At 71.5% G+C, this 19,256-nt stretch carries 20 protein-coding genes; 6 read left to right on the top strand and 14 right to left on the bottom strand.

Annotated elements, in window-relative coordinates; translation table 11 throughout:
• Positions 1-20 precede the first annotated feature (20 nt).
• The gene (locus FR742_RS01155; protein WP_148029177.1) at positions 21-1,295 is read left to right on the top strand and encodes an MFS transporter; all 1,275 of its coding nucleotides are present in this window, start codon (positions 21-23) and stop codon (positions 1,293-1,295) included.
• Positions 1,292-2,293: an alpha/beta fold hydrolase gene (locus FR742_RS01150; RefSeq protein WP_148029176.1), complete on the top strand. Its 1,002-nt coding sequence runs from the start codon at positions 1,292-1,294 to the stop codon at positions 2,291-2,293. The genes FR742_RS01155 and FR742_RS01150 overlap by 4 nt, the downstream gene beginning before the upstream one ends.
• Before the next feature lie 6 nt (positions 2,294-2,299).
• Here FR742_RS01150 and FR742_RS01145 read toward each other — a convergent pair whose 3' ends face one another.
• Positions 2,300-4,297 (bottom strand): glycosyltransferase, encoded by a 1,998-nt coding sequence (locus tag FR742_RS01145; RefSeq protein ID WP_148029175.1) that lies wholly within the window; start codon positions 4,295-4,297, stop codon positions 2,300-2,302.
• Between the two features lie 70 nt (positions 4,298-4,367).
• On the bottom strand, positions 4,368-5,060 hold the full coding sequence (locus FR742_RS01140) for a transglycosylase SLT domain-containing protein (protein ID WP_246639506.1): 693 nt from the start codon (positions 5,058-5,060) through the stop codon (positions 4,368-4,370).
• Between the two features lie 283 nt (positions 5,061-5,343).
• Between FR742_RS01140 and FR742_RS01135 the strand changes: the two genes are divergently transcribed.
• Genes FR742_RS01135 through FR742_RS01125 form a run of 3 tightly spaced genes read left to right on the top strand, consistent with a single transcriptional unit; the run spans position 5,344 to position 7,944 of the window.
• Positions 5,344-6,018: a response regulator transcription factor gene (locus FR742_RS01135; protein WP_148029174.1), complete on the top strand. Its 675-nt coding sequence runs from the start codon at positions 5,344-5,346 to the stop codon at positions 6,016-6,018.
• Positions 6,019-6,025: 7 nt separating this feature from the next.
• The gene (locus FR742_RS01130; RefSeq protein WP_148029173.1) at positions 6,026-7,438 is read left to right on the top strand and encodes a HAMP domain-containing sensor histidine kinase; all 1,413 of its coding nucleotides are present in this window, start codon (positions 6,026-6,028) and stop codon (positions 7,436-7,438) included.
• Complete coding sequence (locus tag FR742_RS01125) at positions 7,435-7,944, top strand: hypothetical protein (RefSeq protein ID WP_148029172.1); 510 nt, start codon at positions 7,435-7,437, stop codon at positions 7,942-7,944. Before FR742_RS01130 ends, FR742_RS01125 begins: the two co-directional genes overlap by 4 nt.
• A 13-nt stretch (positions 7,945-7,957) precedes the next feature.
• Here FR742_RS01125 and FR742_RS01120 read toward each other — a convergent pair whose 3' ends face one another.
• The 10 genes from FR742_RS01120 to FR742_RS01075 all read right to left on the bottom strand — a co-directional run bounded on the left by FR742_RS01120 (position 7,958) and on the right by FR742_RS01075 (position 17,517).
• Positions 7,958-9,277, bottom strand: coding sequence for a PhoH family protein (locus FR742_RS01120; protein ID WP_261808298.1), 1,320 nt, complete (start codon positions 9,275-9,277; stop codon positions 7,958-7,960).
• Between the two features lie 206 nt (positions 9,278-9,483).
• Positions 9,484-10,245, bottom strand: a complete 762-nt coding sequence (locus tag FR742_RS01115; RefSeq protein WP_148029171.1) for an isoprenyl transferase — start codon at positions 10,243-10,245, stop codon at positions 9,484-9,486.
• Positions 10,246-10,299: 54 nt separating this feature from the next.
• Positions 10,300-10,857: a hypothetical protein gene (locus FR742_RS01110; protein ID WP_187280937.1), complete on the bottom strand. Its 558-nt coding sequence runs from the start codon at positions 10,855-10,857 to the stop codon at positions 10,300-10,302.
• A 15-nt stretch (positions 10,858-10,872) separates the two neighbouring features.
• Entirely contained in the window at positions 10,873-11,721 is an 849-nt protein-coding gene (locus FR742_RS01105; RefSeq protein WP_148029170.1) for an amidohydrolase, read from the bottom strand.
• A 39-nt stretch (positions 11,722-11,760) separates the two neighbouring features.
• On the bottom strand, positions 11,761-12,639 hold the full coding sequence (locus tag FR742_RS44225) for a TIGR04222 domain-containing membrane protein (protein WP_187280936.1): 879 nt from the start codon (positions 12,637-12,639) through the stop codon (positions 11,761-11,763).
• A 51-nt stretch (positions 12,640-12,690) separates the two neighbouring features.
• The gene (locus FR742_RS01095; RefSeq protein WP_148029169.1) at positions 12,691-13,038 is read right to left on the bottom strand and encodes a hypothetical protein; all 348 of its coding nucleotides are present in this window, start codon (positions 13,036-13,038) and stop codon (positions 12,691-12,693) included.
• On the bottom strand, positions 13,035-13,859 hold the full coding sequence (locus FR742_RS01090; RefSeq protein ID WP_148029168.1) for a DUF692 family multinuclear iron-containing protein: 825 nt from the start codon (positions 13,857-13,859) through the stop codon (positions 13,035-13,037). Before FR742_RS01090 ends, FR742_RS01095 begins: the two co-directional genes overlap by 4 nt.
• On the bottom strand, positions 13,846-14,673 hold the full coding sequence (locus FR742_RS01085) for a TIGR04222 domain-containing membrane protein (RefSeq protein ID WP_148029167.1): 828 nt from the start codon (positions 14,671-14,673) through the stop codon (positions 13,846-13,848). The genes FR742_RS01090 and FR742_RS01085 overlap by 14 nt, the downstream gene beginning before the upstream one ends.
• A gap of 230 nt (positions 14,674-14,903) precedes the next feature.
• Entirely contained in the window at positions 14,904-16,769 is a 1,866-nt protein-coding gene (locus FR742_RS01080; protein WP_148029166.1) for a phosphoenolpyruvate carboxykinase (GTP), read from the bottom strand.
• Positions 16,770-16,983: 214 nt separating this feature from the next.
• Positions 16,984-17,517 (bottom strand): hypothetical protein, encoded by a 534-nt coding sequence (locus FR742_RS01075; RefSeq protein ID WP_148029165.1) that lies wholly within the window; start codon positions 17,515-17,517, stop codon positions 16,984-16,986.
• A gap of 96 nt (positions 17,518-17,613) precedes the next feature.
• On the opposite strand from FR742_RS01075, the gene FR742_RS01070 reads away from it, so the two are divergent.
• On the top strand, positions 17,614-18,765 hold the full coding sequence (locus tag FR742_RS01070) for a hypothetical protein (RefSeq protein WP_187280935.1): 1,152 nt from the start codon (positions 17,614-17,616) through the stop codon (positions 18,763-18,765).
• Here FR742_RS01070 and FR742_RS01065 read toward each other — a convergent pair.
• Both FR742_RS01065 and FR742_RS01060 read right to left on the bottom strand, forming a co-directional pair.
• On the bottom strand, positions 18,751-19,044 hold the full coding sequence (locus FR742_RS01065) for a GNAT family N-acetyltransferase (protein WP_148029164.1): 294 nt from the start codon (positions 19,042-19,044) through the stop codon (positions 18,751-18,753). The genes FR742_RS01070 and FR742_RS01065 overlap by 15 nt on opposite strands.
• Positions 19,045-19,227: a hypothetical protein gene (locus tag FR742_RS01060; protein ID WP_261808297.1), complete on the bottom strand. Its 183-nt coding sequence runs from the start codon at positions 19,225-19,227 to the stop codon at positions 19,045-19,047.
• Positions 19,228-19,256: the final 29 nt, after the last annotated feature.

Genomic DNA, 19,256 nt, shown 5'->3' with positions numbered 1-19,256 from the left:
TCACTCCCTAGCGTGACGGCATGGCCACCACATCCATCAAGAAGATCGTCGGCGCGAGTCTGATCGGCACCACCATCGAGTGGTACGACTTCTTCCTGTACGGCTCGGCAGCCGCACTCGTGTTCAACAAGCTGTTCTTCCCCGAGTCCGATCCGCTCACCGGGACGCTGCTGGCGTTCCTCACCTACGCCGTCGGCTTCGTCGCCCGCCCGCTCGGCGGCCTGGTGTTCGGCCACTACGGCGACCGGTTCGGCCGCAAGACGCTGCTCGTCGTCAGCCTGCTGATGATGGGCGGCGCGACGTTCCTCATGGGCCTCCTGCCCACGCACGCCGCGATCGGCGCGGCGGCGCCGCTGCTGCTCACGACGCTCCGCCTGGTGCAGGGCTTCGCGCTGGGCGGCGAGTGGGGCGGCGCGGTGCTGATCGTCTCCGAGCACGGGGACGCCAAGCGCCGCGGCTTCTGGGCGTCCTGGCCCCAGGCGGGCGCGCCCGGCGGAAACCTGCTGGCGACCGGCGTGCTGGCCGCGCTCGCCGCCTGGCAGCCGGAGGAGCAGTTCCTCGCCTGGGGCTGGCGGATCCCGTTCCTGCTGTCGGGCGTGCTGGTGCTGGTCGGGCTCTGGATCCGGCTGACGATCACCGAGTCGCCGGTCTTCCAGCAGGCCGAGCCGGAGAAGGCGCCGCCGATCGTCGGCGTGCTGCGGCACCACTCCAAGGACGTCGTCATCGCGATCGGCGCGCGGATGGCGGAGAACATCTCCTTCTACCTGCTCACCGTCTTCGTCATCACCTACGCGAAGAGCACCGGGGTGTCGAACTCGACCGTGCTCAACGCGGTGCTGCTCGCCTCGGCCATCCACTTCGTCACGATCCCGATGTGGGGCGCGCTGTCGGACCGGATCGGCCGCCGCCCGACCTACCTCGCCGGGGCGGCCGGCGTCGGGGTGTGGATCTTCGCGTTCTTCCCGCTGATCGACACCGGCAACTTCCTGGCGATCACGCTCGCGGTCACGGTGGGTCTGCTGTTCCACGGCATGATGTACGGCCCGCAGGCGGCCTTCTTCTCCGAGCTGTTCGGGACCAGGATGAGGTACACAGGAGTCTCGATCGGCGCCCAGCTGTCGGCGATCGTGGCCGGTGCGCTGGCGCCGGTGATCGCGGTGGCGCTGCTCCGCGACTTCGGCAGCAGCCTGCCGATCTCCATCTACCTGGCGGCCGCGGCGGTCATCACGCTGGTCGCGGTCTACGCCGCCAAGGAGACGCAGGGACGCGACCTGGCCGAGAGGATACGCGCGTGAAGGTCACCACGCCGAGGCTCACCCAGCACGTCAGGACCGTCGACGGCAGGACCGGCGAGCCGGTGCTGTTCGTGCACGGCAACGTCTCCTCCAGCGCGTTCTGGCGCGACACCATGGCCGCGCTGCCCGGCGGCTTCCGGCCGCTCGCGGTAGATCTGCGCGGGTTCGGCGAGACCGACTCCCTCCCGGTCGACGCCACCCGCGGCGCGCGCGACTTCTCCGACGACCTGGCCGAGCTGGTCGAGGCGCTGGACCTGGCCCCCGTGCACCTGGTGGGCTGGAGCATGGGCGGCGGCGTGGTGCTCAGCCTGCTGCGCGAGCGCCCGGCCGCCGTCCGGAGCGTCACCCTGGTCAACCCGGTCTCGCCGTACGGGTTCGGCGGCACCGAGGGCGCCGGCGGCCGGCTCACCCACCCCGACGGCGCCGGCTCGGGGGCGGGCGGCGTGAACCCCGACTTCGTGGCCAGGCTGGCGGCGGGTGACCTGTCGGACGAGGCGATGACCTCGCCGCGCTCGGTCTTCCGCGCCACGTACGTCAAGAACCCGGTCCCCGATGAGGACTTCTACGTCCGCGCCATGCTCACCACCCGCACCGGCGAGGGCAACTACCCGGGCGACGCGGCCACCTCGGAAGCCTGGCCGCACGTCGCGCCCGGCAAGACGGGCGTGCTCAACGCGATGGCCCCGACCCGCTTCCGGCTGGACGACCTGCACGAGATCGACCCGAAGCCGCCGATCCTGTGGATCAGGGGCGCCGACGACCAGATCGTCTCCGACACCTCGATGTACGACCTCGCCCACCTGGGCGCGCTGGGCCTGGTGCCCGGCTCGCCCGGCACCCCGGCCCAGCCGATGGTCACGCAGACCAGGGCCGTCCTGGACCGCTACGGCCGTTACCGGGAGGCGGTGCTGGCCGACTGCGGCCACAGCCCGCAGCTGGAGCACCCGGAGGCGTTCGTCCGCCTGCTGGCCGGACACCTGAGGGAGGCCCGATCCTGACCCCTCTCAGTCCCTGAGGTAGCGGTGCTTGCCCGCGCGCGCCAGCCGGATGAGCCGGCGCGCGCCGGGCAGGCGGCGGGCCAGCCGCAGCCAGGCGGTGTCGCGGGCCAGCGGGAAACGCCGTTCCGGGGTGACGGCCGTGGCCGGCCGCACCACCGCCCTGCCGTGCCGCAGCTCCACCGCGAACCGCAGCCCGAGCTCCTCCTCGGCGCCGCGCAGCGACGCCAGCCAGACGCCGGGCCCCAGGTTGTCCCTGCCGGGCATCCGCCGTTTGATCGGCACCTTGGCCACGAGCTGGCCGGCCAGCCTGCCGGGCACGCCCGCCTCCACCAGCGCGGGAGCCGACAGCTCGCGCTCGCGCCGCCCGCCCGTGCGCAGCACCAGCTCCAGCGGCGGCCCGCCGCTCGGCGGCACGTACGGCACGGGCAGCACCACCCACAGATGCTCGCCGAGCAGCTTGACGTTCACGCCGGGCGAGACCAGCGCGATCGACTCGGTGAACGAGCGCGGCTCTACGGCCAGCCCCAGCTCCCCCGTGTCCGTCCAGCACGGCACCACCAGCCGCGTCCTGGGCCGCTGGGCGAGCACGCCGAGGCAGTTGAGCGGCCCGTCCGGCCGCCGCACCCGGCTCCTGGCCTGGTGGGCGCCGCCGAACATGCGCACGTGCACCTCCCACTGGCCGGGCCTGAGCGGCTCGCCGTGCGCGGCCGTCGTCACGTCCACCCTGGCCTCGCCGAGGATGCGCACGCGGGCGTGCCGGCGCCCGTCCTGGACCTTGTCCACCTGGTACGCGACGGGCAGGAAGTGCACGTCACCGGTCTCGGCGTGGCGCACGTACACCTCGATGCGGGCGCGCTCGACGGCGCCGGTGACGTCGGTGACACTCTCCGGCAGCAGCCTGGCGTCGACGGCGCGCGGCGGCTTCCAGAACAGCCGGTCGCCGTCCGTCAGGAACCGCTCGGGCCTGCCCTCGCCGCTCAGCACCTCCACGCTCAGCCCGAGCGCCAGCACGTGCGCGTCCCAGCGGACCTCGGTCAGGTCGGCGCGCAGCCCGGCCCGCCGCCCGGAGTTGGCCAGCAGGACGAGCTGGTCCAGCCGTCCGGCCCTGATGAGCGCGGCCACGGCCCTGAGCTGGACGGGCAGGTAGCGGTCGAGCCGCTCGGGGAAGCGCTCTTCGACGAGCTCCTGGACCATGCGGAAGTAGGCGCCCCGGTCGATCGAGGAACCGGCGAACGCGGTCGTCAGGAACGGCCGCAGCACCGCCGAGCGGAACCAGTACGCGTACATCCGGTCACGCTGGCGGCCCTCGCCCACGTACCCGTCGATGTCGCCGAGCAGGGACCGGAGCTCGCGCACGGCGGTGCGCGGCTCCTCGGCGGCGACCTCGCGCGCGCCCAGGTGGCAGCAGACCTGGTCGGCGAGCACCGCGATGATCTTGGCGCGCAGGTAGGCGCGGACCACGAACGCCTGCTCGGCGATGACCCCGCCGGGCACGGCGAAGCCGAGCTCGTGCTCCTCCAGGAAGGCGCGGCGGTAGAGCTTGTGCGGGGTGAGCAGGGTGAGCAGGCGGTCGCGGAGGATGTCGGCGCGGGGCTTGTTGCGGTCGAAGGCGGTCATGGGCGGCCCGCCGTCGCGCACCAGACGTCCCACGAGCACGTCGGCGTCGGCCTCCACGGCCCGCTCGTGCATGCGTTCCAGGCCGTCGCGCGCCAGCCGGTCCTGCTGGCCGAGCATGAAGACGTAGTCGCCCTTGGCGGCGGCCACGCCGACGTTCCGGCCGCGCATGGGGGAGCCCGTGTGCGGCAGGTGCAGCACGCGCACGTTCCTGCGGACCGCGGCGATGGTGTCGAGCCGCTCGGCTATCCCGTCCGTGGACCCGTCGTCCACGAAGATCACTTCGTACGCGTCCGCTGGGAGGGTCTGTTCCAGCGTCGACCGGATGCACGGATCGGCTGAGTCACCCGGATTGTGGACATTGACGATCACACTGACCTTCACACCCATGCGGCCAGCGTGCGGGGTCCTTCCCGGACGGGCGTGACGGCTTGCCGATTACAGGGGGAAAGATGCCTTGTTAATACCATCCCCTGGCCTGGGAGTGCCCCCAGGCTCCACAGGGAGTGCCGTAGCGGCCCTTGATGTAACCGAGACCCCACTTGATCTGGGTGGCGGGGTTGGTCTGCCAGTCGGCGCCGGCGCTGGCCATCTTGGTGCCGGGCAGCGACTGCGGGATGCCGTAGGCGCCGGAGTAGCGGTTCATCGCCCGCTCGTTCCAGCCGCTCTCCTTCTGCCAGAGGCTCTCCAGGCAGCCCCACTGGTCGGTGCCGAAGCCGAACGAGCCGAGCATCTCCTTGGCGACGGCCTTGTTGGAGCCGGGCGAGGGGGTGCTGCCGGGCGGGAAGTTGGCGGGCGGGAAGCCGTCGCCGCCGGGCGCCTTCTTCTTGATGATGATGGTGTCGAGCGGGTCGTTGCCCTGGCGCGACTGCTTCAGCCTGTCGGCCTTGTGCGCCTGCACGGCGGCGGCCTTGAGCTGGTCGGTCTTGGGGTCGGCGCCCGACAGGTCGCCGCTGGCGATGCGGGCGAACTCCTCCAGCGTGGGCCCCTCGACCGGTGGCCTGTTGGCGTTCTCGATGGCGCGGTGGACGACGAAACCGCCGCCGCCGAACACGACCACGGCGGACAGGCCGATGATCATCACCCGCTTGGGGCTCAGCCGCGAACGCTTGCGCGCCGCCCGGGCGGCCTGGCGCGTGGGACGTTCGCTCAAAGTCGGACCTGGACTCACGGTCCATGAGCTTGCCCTGACTTGGGGGGTGCTCCGCAACCGAATCGGTCAATTCGCTTGGCACTCCCTTGGCCAACCAGCAGGTAGGCCCGACTTTCTCCCCTGTGTGATTTTGGTCACACAGGGCGGCCTGCCCTCCGGGCACCCGATTCCGGAGGGAAGGCCGGTATTCAGGGTCGGTCAGCCAGTTGTTCATGGCATGCGCGGCACGTCACAGTTTAGTTACAGAACGCGGGCATACCCGACATAGCACAATAATGTGGCCGTGGCTGGCATTCTCCTCGTCGAAGACGATCCCTCGGTGCGCACGGCGCTCGAACTCGCGCTGTCCCGCCAAGGGCACTCCGTCACCTCGTACACCACAGGCGAGGAGGCCCTCGACCACATCAGGGCGCGCCGTCCCGAGATCGCCATCCTGGACGTCATGCTGCCCGGGATCGACGGCGTCGAGGTGTGCCGGCGCATCCGCAAACTCGACCAGCTCCCCGTGATCCTGCTCACCGCGCGCGGCGACGACCTGGACATCGTGGTCGGCCTGGAGGCGGGCGCCGACGACTACGTGGTCAAGCCGGTCGAGCCGCGCGTCCTGGACGCCCGCATCAGGGCCATCCTGCGCAGGGCCGAGTCCGCCGCCTCCGACCGCATCACCTTCGGCGACCTGGTCATCGACCGGGGCGCGCTCAAGGTGACGCTGGCCGGCAAGGAGATCCACCTGACGCCCACCGAGCTGCGCCTGCTGCTGGAGCTGGTGCGCCACCCCGGGCAGGTGCTCAACCGGCGCTACCTGCTGCGCTCGGTCTGGGACCACACGCACGTCGCCGACTCCCGGCTGGTCGACGCGTGCGTGCAGCGGGTCCGGGCCAAGATCGAGCCGAGGCCCGCCGAGCCGGTGTTCATCCACACCGTGCGCGGCTTCGGCTACCGGTTCAGCCCTCCGTGACCGGCTCGTGATCAGGTTCCCCACCGGGTTCCGCGCCCGGCTCGTCTTCACCTTCACCCTGGTCGCCATCACCGCCTCCGTCCTGGTGGCCACCATCGGGTTCGAGCTGGCCAAGTCCGCGCTGGTGAAGCGCGCCGAGGACACCGCCATCGACCTCGTGACCAGGGAGCTCAACCGGATAACGTTCCCCATCGGCAGGCTCAGGCAGGGCGAGGCCGCGCCCGGCATGAGCGAGCTGGCCGACCTCGCGGACGCCCTCGACGGGCCGGGGCGCAGCGTCGTCATCGAGTACGGCGACCTGCTCCACTCCGACGGCCCGATGACGCTGAACGACGTGCCCAACGAGCTGCACGGCCGGGCCAAGCGGTTCGTCGTCACCCAGCGCAAGGTGGTGCGCAACGAGCTGTGGCTCATCGTCGGCTCCGCCGTCTACCGCGACAACGGCCAGGAGCCCGAGGCCACCGGCCTGCGCGCGTTCGTCTTCTTCCCGATGCGCGACGAGCAGAGCCAGCTCGTCACCCTGCGCACCACGATGGCCCAGGGCGGCGGCGCCATCGTGCTCATCGCCCTGGTGGTGGCGCTGGCGTCGGCGCGGCAGGTGCTGCGGCCCGTCGGGCGGCTCAGCGCGGCCGCGCAGGCGCTCGGCCAGGGCCGCCTGGACACCCGCCTGCCCGTGCACGGCCAGGACGAGCTGGCCGAGCTGACCGCCCGGTTCAACGACGCCGCGGCCGCGCTGGAGCTCAGCGTGTCGGAGCTGCGCTCGCTGGAGGCCATGTCGCGCCGGTTCGTCGCCGACGTCTCGCACGAGCTGCGCACCCCGCTCACCGCGATGACCGCCGTGGCCGACATGCTGTACGAGGAGGCGAACCGGCTGCCCGACGCCCCGGCGGAGGCCGTACGGCTGGTGCTGCACGAGATCGAGCGGCTGCGCGAGCTGGTCGAGCACCTCATCGAGGTGAGCCGGTTCGACGCCGGCACCGCGACGCTCAGCCTGGAGCCGGTGAACGTGGCCGACACGATCCAGGACTGCCTGGAGGTGCGCGGCTGGACCGAGCAGGTGCGGGTCAACGCCTCCCGCAGCCTCGTCGTCAACCTGGATCCGAGCAGGTTCGACGTCATCGTGGCCAACCTGGTCGGCAACGCGCTCAAGCACGGCGCCCCGCCGGTGCTGGTCAACGCCAGGGGCACGGAGAACGGCCTGGAGGTGAAGGTGCGCGACCACGGCAAGGGCATCCCTCCCGAGGCGATGCCGCACGTCTTCGACCGCTTCTTCAAGGCGGGCGCGGGCCGCAGCCGCAGCCAGGGCAGCGGCCTGGGCCTGTCCATCGCGCGCGCCAACGTGCACCTGCACGGCGGCACGATCTCCGTACGCGCGCAGAACCCCGGCACCCTGTTCACGGTCTGGCTCCCGCACGCATGAGGGCGGCACGCGAGCTCCTGGGCGCGGCGGCGCTGGTGGTCGGCGTCGCCGCCTGCGGCATCCCGCCCACCGACGTGATCGAGCGGGCCGCGGCGCCCGTCATAGAGGTCCCGCCCCCGTCCAAGACCATCTACCTGCTCAAGGACGGCGAGCTGACCATGGAGCCCGCCGACGTGAGCTCGGCCTCGGTGGAGAGCCTCCTGCGCGCGCTCTTCGCCGCCTCCACCCAGCCGCTGGGCAAGCTGGACACCGCCCTGCACGGGTTCGTCTTCGACGGCATCGAGGACTCCCTCAACCCCATCCAGCGCGACGAGGTCAAGCTGCCCAGGACCTCCACCCTGACCGTGTACGTGAGGGGCGACGGCACGCTGAGCAAGACGGCGATGGCCCAGATCGTCTGCACGGCCCAGCAGGACACGGCCATCGAGGGCGTGAAGATCGTGCAGAAGTTCGGAGACCGCCCTCCGGTGACGGAGAGCGGTCTCACGTGCGGCGAGCTCCGGTGAGCCCGCCGGACGACTAGATGGTGATGTCCTCCAGCATCTCCGTCACCAGCGCCGCGATCGGCGAGCGCTCCGACCTGGTCAGCGTGACGTGCGCGAACAGCGGGTGGCCCTTGAGCTTCTCCACCACCGCCACCACGCCGTCGTGCCGCCCGACGCGCAGGTTGTCGCGCTGGGCGATGTCGTGCGTGAGCACCACGCGGGAGTTGGCGCCGATGCGGCTGAGCACGGTCAGCAGCACCCCGCGCTCCAGCGACTGGGCCTCGTCCACGATCACGAAAGCGTCGTGCAGCGACCGCCCGCGGATGTGCGTGAGCGGCAGCACCTCCAGCATGCCGCGGTCGAGCACCTCCTCGATCACCTCGGGCGAGGTGACGGCGCTCAGCGTGTCGAAGACCGCCTGCGCCCAGGGGCCCATCTTCTCGCCCTCGGTGCCCGGCAGGTAGCCCAGCTCCTGGCCGCCGACCGCGTACAGCGGGCGGAAGACGACCACCTTGCGGTGCTGGCGGCGCTCCAGGACGGCCTCCAGGCCCGCGCAGAGGGCGAGCGCCGACTTGCCGGTGCCGGCCCGGCCGCCGAGCGACACGATGCCGATCTCCGGGTCCATCAGCAGCTCCAGCGCGATGCGCTGCTCGGCGGAGCGGCCGTGCAGGCCGAACACCTCGCGGTCGCCGCGCACCAGCCGCACCGACTTGTCGGGCTGGACCCGGCCGAGCGCCGAGCCGTTGGCCGACAGCAGCCGCAGGCCGGTGTGGGTCGGCAGTTCTCTGGCCTCCTCAAGGTCGGCGGTGCCGGAGTCGAAGAGCGACTCGACGTCCTCCGCCGTCACCTGCATCTCGGCCATCCCCGTCCAGCCGGACTCGATGACCAGCCCGGCGCGGTACTCCTCGGCCGCCAGGCCGATCGAGGCCGCCTTGACCCGCATCGGCAGGTCCTTGGAGACGAGCACGACGTCCTGGCCCTCGGCGGCCAGCGAGCGGGCCACGGTGAGGATGCGGGTGTCGTTGTCGCCCAGGCGGAAGCCGACGGGCAGGATGGACGGATCGCTGTGGTTGAGCTCGACCCTGATCGTGCCTTCCCCTGTGGGCATCGGCTCGTCCAGCCGGCCGTGCTCGACCCGCAGCTCATCCAGGTAACGCAGGGCCTTTCTCGCGAAGTAGCCCAGCTCCGGGTGATGCCGCTTCCCCTCAAGCTCCGTGATGACGACGATCGGCAGGACGACATCGTGCTCCGCGAAGCGGGTCATCGCCGCCGGGTCGGCCAGCAGGACCGAGGTGTCCAGCACGTAGGTGCGCTTGGCGGGACTGGTCGTAGGGTTGCTCGAGGACACTGCCACACGTTCTCCCCCGGGCGCCCGTGCGGACGGGCACCCTGCAGACGAGGCGGGATTCGGACCGGACCCGTGCCCCCGACCGCGACGTGCCGCCGGCGCCGGATTCCGGCCCCCTCGGCTCGAATCGGCGCAAAGGCGGGCCCTTTCCGGAATGTCCGGCCTTTGACCGGACACTTCCAACGTTACGTCCCAAGTGCCGGGATGTCCCGTTATGAACCGTAACGCCGGTGTCTCGCGGCGTAATCCCGCAGGGCTCGCAGGAAGTCCACCCTGCGGAAATCCGGCCAGTAGGCCTCGTGGAAGTAGAACTCAGAGTGAGCGCTCTGCCACAACATGAAGCCCGACAGGCGCTGCTCGCCCGAGGTCCGGATGAGGAGGTCCGGGTCGGGCTGGCCGCGAGTGTAGAGATGCTCAGCGATGTGTTCGACATCGAGACCCTCCACGAGGTCCTCGATGCTCGCGCCCCTGCTCGCTTGCTCCTGCAGGAGTGAGCGCACCGCATCGGCAATCTCACGCCTTCCTCCATACCCAACTGCAACGTTCACAATCAGGCCGGGACGGTGCGATGTCACTTCTTTTGCGTTCTTCAGGACATTGGCCGTGCGGTCCGGCAGCAGGTCCAGCGCCCCCACAGGGCTGATCCGCCAGCCCTGGTCGACCAGCTCCTGGACGACGTCCTCGATGATGCGCAGCAGCGGCTCCAGCTCGTTGGGCGGCCGGTTGAGATTGTCGTTGGACAGCATCCAGACGGTGACGACCTCGACCCCGGTCTCGCGGCACCACGTGAGCAGCTCGGAGATCTTGTCGGCGCCCTTGCGATGCCCTTTGGCGACATCGGTCATGCCCATGGCACGCGCCCAGCGGCGGTTGCCATCGATGATCACCCCGACGTGCCGGGGGATGCTGTCCTTGGACAGCTTGGCCTCCAGCCGGCGCTCGTACAGCCGGTAGACCAGGTCGCGCAGGCTCACGGAGTCCCTCCCCAGCGCTGCCATGTACAGGTCGGAAGACCCGACAGGCCATTATCACCGTGTTTCGCCCGTGCCCGTGCCCTGAACGCGGACCTTGACCGGGTCCGTATTGCCCAGGCAGCCCTCGGCCTCGTCCACCAGAGCACGCACGAACCCCGCCAGCTCACCGGAGGTGAGGATCGCCCGCGTGCCCAGGCCGCCCACGCCCCACGCCTCCACGAAGGCCCTGCGGGTCAGCCGCCACTCGCCGCGCTGCTCCGGCCGGGGTGTCCAGAGGGGGATCGTGCGCAGCTGACAGCGCAGCTCGCCGCCCGCGACGCCGCCCCACCTGCTGCGGTACCGGAACGAGAAGAGTTCGGCCCCGCCCTCTTCCGGCGGGAACCGGTCGTCGGGATCCGGCCACCGACCAGCCTGCCCGTGGTCGCGCCGGGCCGCCTCCACGCCGCGCGCCAGGCGCGCTAGCCGCCACGCGCACCGCTCGCCGACGGTCCCGTACGGGACGCCGTCGTGGCACAGCTCCAGCGTGACCTCGTACGGCATGCCCGCGCTGTCGTTGCAGAGCACCGGTGTCACGGAGAGAAAGGAGCCGTCGGCGCAGCGTAGTCCCACCACGCCGGTTCCCTTCCCTCACGAAGGCGGGTGAATCTCCTGGTCAAGGCCATAGACGCGGGCGGCGGTCGCGCCGAAGACCTGCTCGGCGCCGGCGCCGCCGAGCAGCGCGCGGGCCGCCTCCAGGACCGTCCGGTAGTCGGCCGCCAGCAGGGCGACCGGCCAGTCGCTGCCGAACATCAGCCGCTCAGGCCCGAAACACGCGACCGCGTGCTCCACGTACGGCCGCAGGTCCTCCACCGACCACCGCTCGTGGTCGGCCTCGGTGACCAGGCCCGACACCTTGGCGAAGACATTCGGGTACGCGGCCGCGGCGGCGATCTTCGTGGCCCACGGCTCCCACGCGCGGTCCCTGATCCGCGGCTTCGACAGGTGGTCGACGACCAGCTTCAGCCCCGGATGGCGCCCGGCCACCGTGACCACGTGATCCAGGTGCCTGGGCAGCAGCGACACCACGTCGAACGCGAGCCCGGCCGCGGCCAGCAGCCCCAGCGACTCCAGCACCCCGTCGCGGACCAGCCAGTCGGGGTCGGGCTCGTCGTGGATCAGGTGGCGGACGCCGACGAACTTCGGGTGCGGCCGGTAGCGGTCGAGGGCCTTCGCCGCCTCGCCCGGGTCGGTCAGGTCGATCCATCCGACGACTCCGGCGATGAACGGGTGCGCGTCGGCGTGCGCGAGCATCGCGTCCGTCTCGGCGCGGGAGTCGGCGGCCTGCACCAGCACCGTCCGATCCACCCCGGTGGCGCGCAGCTCAGGGATCAGATCCTCGGGAGCGTAGGTGCGGTAGAGCACGCCGGAGGCGGGGGTCAGCCAGGGGTACTCGACGGTCTCCAGGTTCCAGAAGTGCTGGTGCGCGTCCACGATCACAGGGAAAACCTAGGATCTCTGCACCGCCCCCGGCAAGAGTCACCCGCCGCATCCCCCGCACCCGCCGCCGCAGCCGCCGCCTCCGCAACCGGAGCCTCCGCCGTCGCCTCCCGACCCGAAGTCGCCGCCGCCGAAGGAGGTGTCGCCCCCGATCAGCGCCTCGGCCGACTGGCGGTCGTCCATCTGGCCCAGCCCGTACAGCGCGACCCCGGAGTAGGCCAGATCCGCCGGGCCCCGGTACATCCTCGCCAGCCGCGTCGAACCCGCGTCCGTGCGGTGGTCGGCCAGCTCCGACTCCGCGCGCCGGAGCCGCCGCCGTCCCTTCACGCCGATCACCCCGAGCGCCAGAGCGGCGACGGCCAGGACGCCCGTCACCGCGGCGTACGTGCCGGTCATCGACGCCATCGCGAAGAACGCCATGATCACCGCCGCGACCAGCGCCGTCGTGGACCGGCGCCGCAGCCTCGCGAGCAAGGCACGGAACGACACCACGGCCTCGTCGGGGACCACCAGCCCCATCGCCACGAGCCGGTGCCGGACGGCCTCCACCTCCGGGCCCCGGACCACCTTGAACCGCGCATCGGCCGCGGTGCGCGCGCCCCGCTCGCCGACGGCGTCGAGCAGGGCCCGTTCGACGTCGTCGGCCGGCGGGTCCGCGTCCGTCACCCGGTGCAGCGTCCCGTCCCTGGACACCCGTAACCGCCCGGTGCCGACCAGCGCGGCCAGGCCGGTGTCCACCACCCGCGCCGGCCCGTCGGCCAGGTAGGCGAGCTCGTACGTGCCGAGCCCGTCCTCTCTCCCCACCGCGTCGCGCATCCGCCGGCGGGCCTCCTCGACGACGGCGGCGGCCCTGGACACGGACCAGTACACGGGAACGCAGACGACCAGAGCGATCGACAGCGCCAGGATGACGGGCATGATGACCTCCGGCGGAGAGGTGCCTGCTTATGCCATGGTCTCGCCGGGAAGTCAGCGACGCAGCAGCCGTGACCACCAGAGTCTGCTACCGGCGGGCCGTGTCCTCGCCCGCCGCCGGAGCCAGGCGGCGAAGTCGTCGGCGTCCGCCCGGTAGCCGGACGGCGGCTCGGCCCGCTCCGCCGCGTAGGAGGCGAACAGCGCCGCCAGGTCCTCCCCTGCCGCCGCCGCGGCGTCCGGACGCAGCCTCGCCACCACGCTCCTCCGCTTGGCGACCAGGCTCCGGGCCTGCACCCGCATCCGCTCGGCGTCGAACCCCTCCGGCACCTCGCCCCCGGCCACCAGGGCGGCCACCACCCGCCCCTGCCGCTCCGCCAGCCTCCGCCGCGGCTCCTCGTTCACGAGGGGATCCTCGTCATGGCGGCGGCGACGCGGGACAGCTCGGCCGCGAGCGCGGCGTCGCTCGGGTAGGCGTCGTCCCATTCCAGCAGGACGCCCGGCGGGGCGGCGCGGGCGCAGAGTTCGGCCAGGACGTCCAGGATCGCCTCGGGCACCGTGGCGGTGTGGGTGTCGTGCCAGAGCCCGCCGTGCTCCTCGCCGCCCGCGACGTGGACGTAGGCGAGCCGCGAGAGCGGCAGCCGGTCCAGCGCCTCGACGGCGGACAGGCCGAGGTTGACCTGGTTGGTGTAGAGGTTGGCCACGTCGACGAGCAGCAGCACGCCGGTGCGCTCGACCAGCTCGGCCAGGAACTCGGCGTCGGTCAGCTCGTCGTCGGGCCAGCCGAACAGGGCCGCCACGTTCTCCAGGGCGAGCGGCACCGGCAGGGCGTCCTGGGCGCGGCGCACGTTCTCGGTGACGACGTCGAGCGCCTCCCGGGTGCGCGGCACCGGCAGCAGGTGACCGGCCTCGACACCGCCCGCCCTGACGAACGCCAGATGCTCGCTGACCAGCGGCGAGTCCAGCGCCAGGGCGCACTCCGCCAGGTGGGCCAGCCGGGCGGGGGAAGGAGGTTCGGCGCCTCCGACGCCGAGTCCGACGCCGTGGGGCACCACGGGCACGCCGCGCCCGCGCAGCACCCGCAGCGACTCGGGCAGCCGGGCCGGCCGGATGTGCTCGGCGACCACCTCGACGAACTCCACCCCGGGCAGCCGCTCGACGGTCAGGTCGATCTCGGCCCGCCAGCCGATCCCCAGCCCGAGCCTGGGCAGCTCAGCCGCCGCCACCGCAGCCACCTCCTCCACAGCCCGAGCCCCCGCCGCCGTCCCCGCCGCCGTCCCCGCCGCCGGAGTCGCCGTGGGAGCCGCATGCGGCGCCGCTCGACACCGGCGGCGCCTTGTGATGGCGGAACGACGCGGCCAGCTCAGTGAACCGCGGCTCGTCCCGCCCGTCCAGACCGTGCAGGGCCACCGGGATCGCGGTGCCGAGCCGCTCCTGGGAAGCCGTCAGCGTGTCTCTCCCGTACCACTCCACCACCTGGCGGCCCGCGCACGTGGGCGCGTCGCGCAGCGCGCGGCGCTCGCTGACGTGGCTGTTGAAGCCGATGACGCCGGTCGCGGCCATGGCGAGCGCGCTCAGGCCGATGAACCCGTCGGGCGCGAGCACGGACGCGACGGCCCCCGCCGCCGCCATGCCCCAGGCCAGTACGGGGACGGCCAGCAGGAGAGCGAGCTTGGCGCGTACCGGGCCGGTGCCGGACGGCCGGTGCACCAGCCCAGCGCTCACGAGCCGCCGCCGCAGCCCGGCCACCTCGGGCCCACGCGCGACGGTCCGCAGGGCACGGCCCGCGTCCATGCCGCCGCGGCAGGCCCGTACGGCGGCGAGCAGGGTGCGCTCGACGTCGGCTGCGGGCTCCGCGGCCCCGGCGACGGCGTGCAGGTCGCCTGTCCTGTCGAGGCGCAGCGCCTCGTCCGCGATGAGGACGGCGGCGGCGGTCTCGGCGACCCGCCACGGCCCGCCGGCCAGGAAGGCCAGCTCGTACACGTCCAGGCCGGCGGACGGAGCGGGGCCGGGCCCGGTGCGGTGGGCGTCGCGCCGGATGTCCCCGGATTACCACGTTCACCCGACGTCAGAATCGCTTTCCTGACATGATTCCTGCGTTCGAAACGGGCAGGGCTTGTCCGTCGCCTCTCAGTCCGGGGAGCGAGAAGCCGCTCCCTGAGGGAGCGGAGGAGTCACAAAGAACTCCTCCCGTGTGGAGAGGGTTCCCGCCGAAGCGGAAACGCGATGGCGCCGGCCGTCACGGGGACGACCGGCGCCGCGATGATCGATCAGCCGAGGCGGTCGAGCAGCGCCTGGTGCTCCTCCCACAGCTCCTTGGGCAGCTGGGCGCCGAACTTCTCGAAGTGGGCCGGGATCAGCGCGGCCTCCTCGCGCCAGACCTCGCGGTCGACGCCGAGCAGCGTGCGCAGGTCCTCCTCGGACAGGTCGAGCCCGTCGGTGTCGAGCGTCTCGGGCACCAGCCCGATCGGCGTCGGGACGGCCTTCGCCTCGCCGTTGAGCCGGTCGACGATCCACTTGAGCACGCGGCTGTTCTCGCCGAAGCCGGGCCAGATGAACCTGCCGTCGGCGTCCTTGCGGAACCAGTTGACGTAGTAGATGCGCGGCAGCACGACGTCCTCGCGCCGGCCCAGCTTCAGCCAGTGGCCGAAGTAGTCGCCCATGTTGTAGCCGCAGAACGGCAGCATGGCGAACGGGTCGTGGCGCAGCTCGCCGACCTTGCCTTCGGCGGCGGCGGTCTTCTCGGAGGCGACGTTGGCTCCGAGGAAGACGCCGTGCTGCCAGCTCAGCGATTCGGTGACCAGCGGCACCGCGGTGGCGCGGCGCCCGCCGAACAGGATCGCCGAGATCGGCACGCCCTTGGGGTCCTGCCATTCCGGTGCGATGGTCGGGCACTGGGAGGCCGGGGTGGTGAAGCGGGCGTTCGGATGGGCCGCGGGCTCGCCGCTGTCCGGCGTCCAGGACCGGCCCTTCCAGTCGGTCAGGTGAGCGGGCGGCTCCTCGGTCAGCCCTTCCCACCACACGTCGCCGTCGTCGGTCAGCGCGACGTTGGTGAAGATGCTGTTGCCCCAGAGCGTCCTGATCGCGTTGGCGTTGGTGACCTCGCCGGTGCCGGGCGCGACGCCGAAGAACCCGGCCTCCGGGTTGATGGCGTACAGCCGCCCGTCGTCGCCGAAGCGCATCCAGGCGATGTCGTCGCCGATGGTCTCCACCTTCCAGCCGGGAATGGTGGGCTGCAGCATGGCCAGGTTGGTCTTGCCGCAGGCGCTCGGGAAGGCGGCGGCGATGTAGCGGACCTCGCCCGACGGCGGGGTCAGCTTGAGAATGAGCATGTGCTCGGCCAGCCAGCCCTGGTCACGGGCCATGACGCTGGCGATCCGCAGCGCGTAGCACTTCTTGCCGAGCAGCGCGTTGCCGCCGTAGCCGGACCCGTACGACCAGATCTCGCGGGTCTCCGGGAAGTGGCTGATGTACTTGGTCGTGCTGCACGGCCAGGGCACGTCCTCCTGGCCCGGCTCCAGCGGCGCGCCGACGCTGTGCACGGCCTTGACGAAGCTGCTGTGCTCATGGTCGCGCTTGCTGCGGCCTCCGTTGGCTCGTTCCTCGCTCTCTCCGGCCTTTCGCGCCGCTCCGCGCTCCTCGATGAGCCGCAGCGCCCTGTCGCCCATGCGGGTCATGATCCGCATGGACACCGCGACGTACGGCGAGTCGGTGATCTCGACGCCGACCTGGGAGATCTCTCCGCCGAGCGGCCCCATGCAGAACGGCACCACGTACATGGTGCGGCCGCGCATGCAGCCCTTGAAGAGCTCTCCGAAGGTCTCGCGCATCTCGGCGGGCGCGATCCAGTTGTTCGTCGGGCCGGCGTCCTGCTCGCGCTCCGAGCAGATGAAGGTACGGTCCTCCACCCGGGCGACGTCGCTCGGGTCGGAGGCGGCGTAGAAGCTGTTGGGCCGCTTCGCGAGACGCGTGAACGTGCCCTGGTCGACGAGGAGGTTGGTCAGGCGCGTCCACTCCTCCTCCGAACCGTCACACCATTCGATCCGGTCCGGTTGGGTAAGCGCGGCTATCTGATTGACCCAGGTGACCAATTCGACGTTGCTGGTCGGGGCGGGAACTTCCACGGTTACAGACACGACAGCGGCTCCTCCACTCTCTCAGGGCTCGCTCATCATTAACGACGAGGACACCCGGAAGCCAATTGGCGTAGACCTCTTGGCCTCGGGCGTCGCCGCAGGCAGCGGCCTTGACGACTGGGGGACCCTACCCATCGCGACAGGGTTTAAAAAGAACTCACCAGCCCACTGGTATATACCAATGCGGCTGGTCTAAACCAATTCCGCAAATGGTTTAGTCCATTCTCCGGGAATTCACGTCGGGCCCTTCGGACCGCACCCGGTCGACATGTTGCAGCGCGTCGCGCAGTTCGGCCAGCCAGGTGTCGGCGTTCTGGCCGACGAGCCGGACGCACCAGGCGAGGGCGTCGCTGCGGCTGCGCGCCACGCCGGCGGCCACCAGCGTGTCGAGAACCTGACGCTCCGGCTGCCGCAGCCTGGTCATGACGGGCACGGACAGTGTGGTGAACATCACAGCCTGGCCGCCGCAGGTGACGCCCCAGGAGACCTTCTGGCGGAACCTCCGCTCGGCCTCCTTGGCGATCTCGACGCGCCGCTCCCTGGTCTCCTCGCGGAAGCGCCCGATCAGGCCGTCGATGAGCGCGGCCCGCTCGCCCTCGTCCATCTCGCCGGGCGGGTCGGGCAGCGTGCCGAGAACCGCGATCTCCTCGCGGTCCCTGATGATCTCGGGCGCGCCGGTGAACCAGCCCTCGGGGAGCCGCCCGGCGAACCATCCGCGCACCTGCGCGGTGCCATCGTCGCTTGCCATGTAATCACCATTACACAGTTGCGAGGAAAAAGCACCCCCTCCCCGCGCGGTCCTGGCAGGTGCGGGGGCCGGGGGTGGGGGCGTAGTTTACGGAGCGTGGACCTGGAATTCGTCAGCCGCCACGCGGGCCGCCCGGCCGCCGCGCTGACCCGCAGAGATCTGGCCAGGGCGCTGCTGGCCGTGCCCTCGGGCGTGGCGCTGGTGGCGCTGCCCGACCTGCGCAGGGCCATGATGGCCGCGGGCAACCCGCTGTCCCGCCCGTTCTGGGAGTCGGCCAGGACCACGCTCGCCGCCATCGAGTCCGGCGCGGCCACGGTGGGTGACGTGCAGCGCTGGGTCGAGTCGACGGGCACCGAACCCATCCTGATGACGCCGAGCTACTTCGTCTGGCCGGAGGAGAACGAACGCGGGCCGGTGGCCCACGAGATGCACGACCGGCTCGTGGCCCACCTGGAGGAGCGGGTGCGCGCGGGCGAGATCGACCCGGACGCGCTCGCGTCCGGCGATCTTCAAGCCCGCAGGGCGTACGAGGAGCTGCAGGAGAGCTGGCTGGCCACGCCGCTGCCCGACGGGCGGGTGCCGGGGTTCTCCGTGAGCGACGAGCAGGACGAGGAGCTGTTCGCGGCCTGGGACGAGGAGGAGGAGTTCGCGCTGTCGGAGCTGCGGCGCATCCTGGGCGAGCTGGTCAAGCAGCCCGAGCTGCCGATCGCCGAGCTCGACCGCGCCGTCACCCGCCTGCGCGAGCTGCTCGCGGTCGCGGGCTATCCGGGCAACGTGCTGCGGGCCTGCGCGGGCTTCGAGGGCGAGCCGATGCCTGACGACGACGTGGAGCTGTGGCTGACCGTGGCCGCCGGCGTCGCCGGGCCGGTCTCGGACCTGCCGGAGGAGGGCGACCTGCTGGAGGAGTTCGCCGACCTGAACGGCGAGGTCAGCCTGGAGGACGAGATGATGGCCCACATCTGCGCCATCCAGCACGCCGACTGGCTCGCCGCCGTGACGGCGCTGGCCCGGATGGGGCCCGGCGCGCTCGCCTCGCCGGAACGCATCGCCCGCCTGATCGCCGAGTCGGAGGACATCGACGCCGACGAGCAGGACTCCGACGACCTGGCCTCGACCGAGAGCCTCTTCAGGCCGGTGGTCGCGCTCTGGGCCCAGCTGGGCATCGTCGACGAGGACGACGTGCTCACGCCGCTCGGCTGGTGGGGCCTGCCCAAGGCGCTGGAGCGCGCCTGGTCAGCCGGTGACTGAGGGATCGAGCAGGTCCTTGTAGGCGGGGTTGCGCTCGATGTAGCCGGCGACGTACTCGCACCGGGGCACGACCTTCAGGCCGGTGTCGCGGGTGAGGTCGAGCGCGTGCGCGACCAGCCGGCCCGCGAGCCCCTGCCCGCCGTACTCGGGCAGCACCTCGGTGTGGGTGAAGACGACCTTGGTGGGCAGCAGCAGGTAGTCGGCGAACCCGGCGACCTTCCCGTCCACGCGGATCTCGAAGCGGCTCTTCCCCGGGTTGTCGACGACCTCTTCAGACATCTACTCGGCCTTCTTCTCGAGCTCGCGCTCCTCGTCCTCGAGGTCGCGCTCGTGGGGCACCTCGATCTTGCCCATCTGCTTGTTCATGGACTTGACCAGGAAGTAGAGAGCGAACCCGAGAAGGGCCACCACGACGAAGCCGAGCAGGCCCGGGCTGACTTCACCTGCTGCTAGAACCATCACCCTTCCAGTCTGCCACCCGGGGGTCGTGC

The sequence above is a fragment of the Nonomuraea sp. C10 genome, from assembly GCF_008017515.1.
Classification (GTDB): domain Bacteria; phylum Actinomycetota; class Actinomycetes; order Streptosporangiales; family Streptosporangiaceae; genus Nonomuraea; species Nonomuraea ferruginea.
Note: the sequence above shows the minus strand (reverse complement) of the source record. Positions and strands in the feature narration are given on the sequence as shown.

What these genes read in the sequence shown, in the direction of transcription:
- FR742_RS01155 (WP_148029177.1), top strand. Translation starts at nt 21, where the DNA reads ATGGCCACCACATCCATCAAGAAGATCGTCGGCGCGAGTCTGATCGGC.
- FR742_RS01145 (WP_148029175.1), bottom strand. Translation starts at nt 4,297, where the DNA reads ATGGGTGTGAAGGTCAGTGTGATCGTCAATGTCCACAATCCGGGTGAC.
- FR742_RS01125 (WP_148029172.1), top strand. Translation starts at nt 7,435, where the DNA reads ATGAGGGCGGCACGCGAGCTCCTGGGCGCGGCGGCGCTGGTGGTCGGC.
- FR742_RS44225 (WP_187280936.1), bottom strand. Translation starts at nt 12,639, where the DNA reads ATGCCCGTCATCCTGGCGCTGTCGATCGCTCTGGTCGTCTGCGTTCCC.
- FR742_RS01075 (WP_148029165.1), bottom strand. Translation starts at nt 17,517, where the DNA reads ATGGCAAGCGACGATGGCACCGCGCAGGTGCGCGGATGGTTCGCCGGG.
- FR742_RS01065 (WP_148029164.1), bottom strand. Translation starts at nt 19,044, where the DNA reads ATGTCTGAAGAGGTCGTCGACAACCCGGGGAAGAGCCGCTTCGAGATC.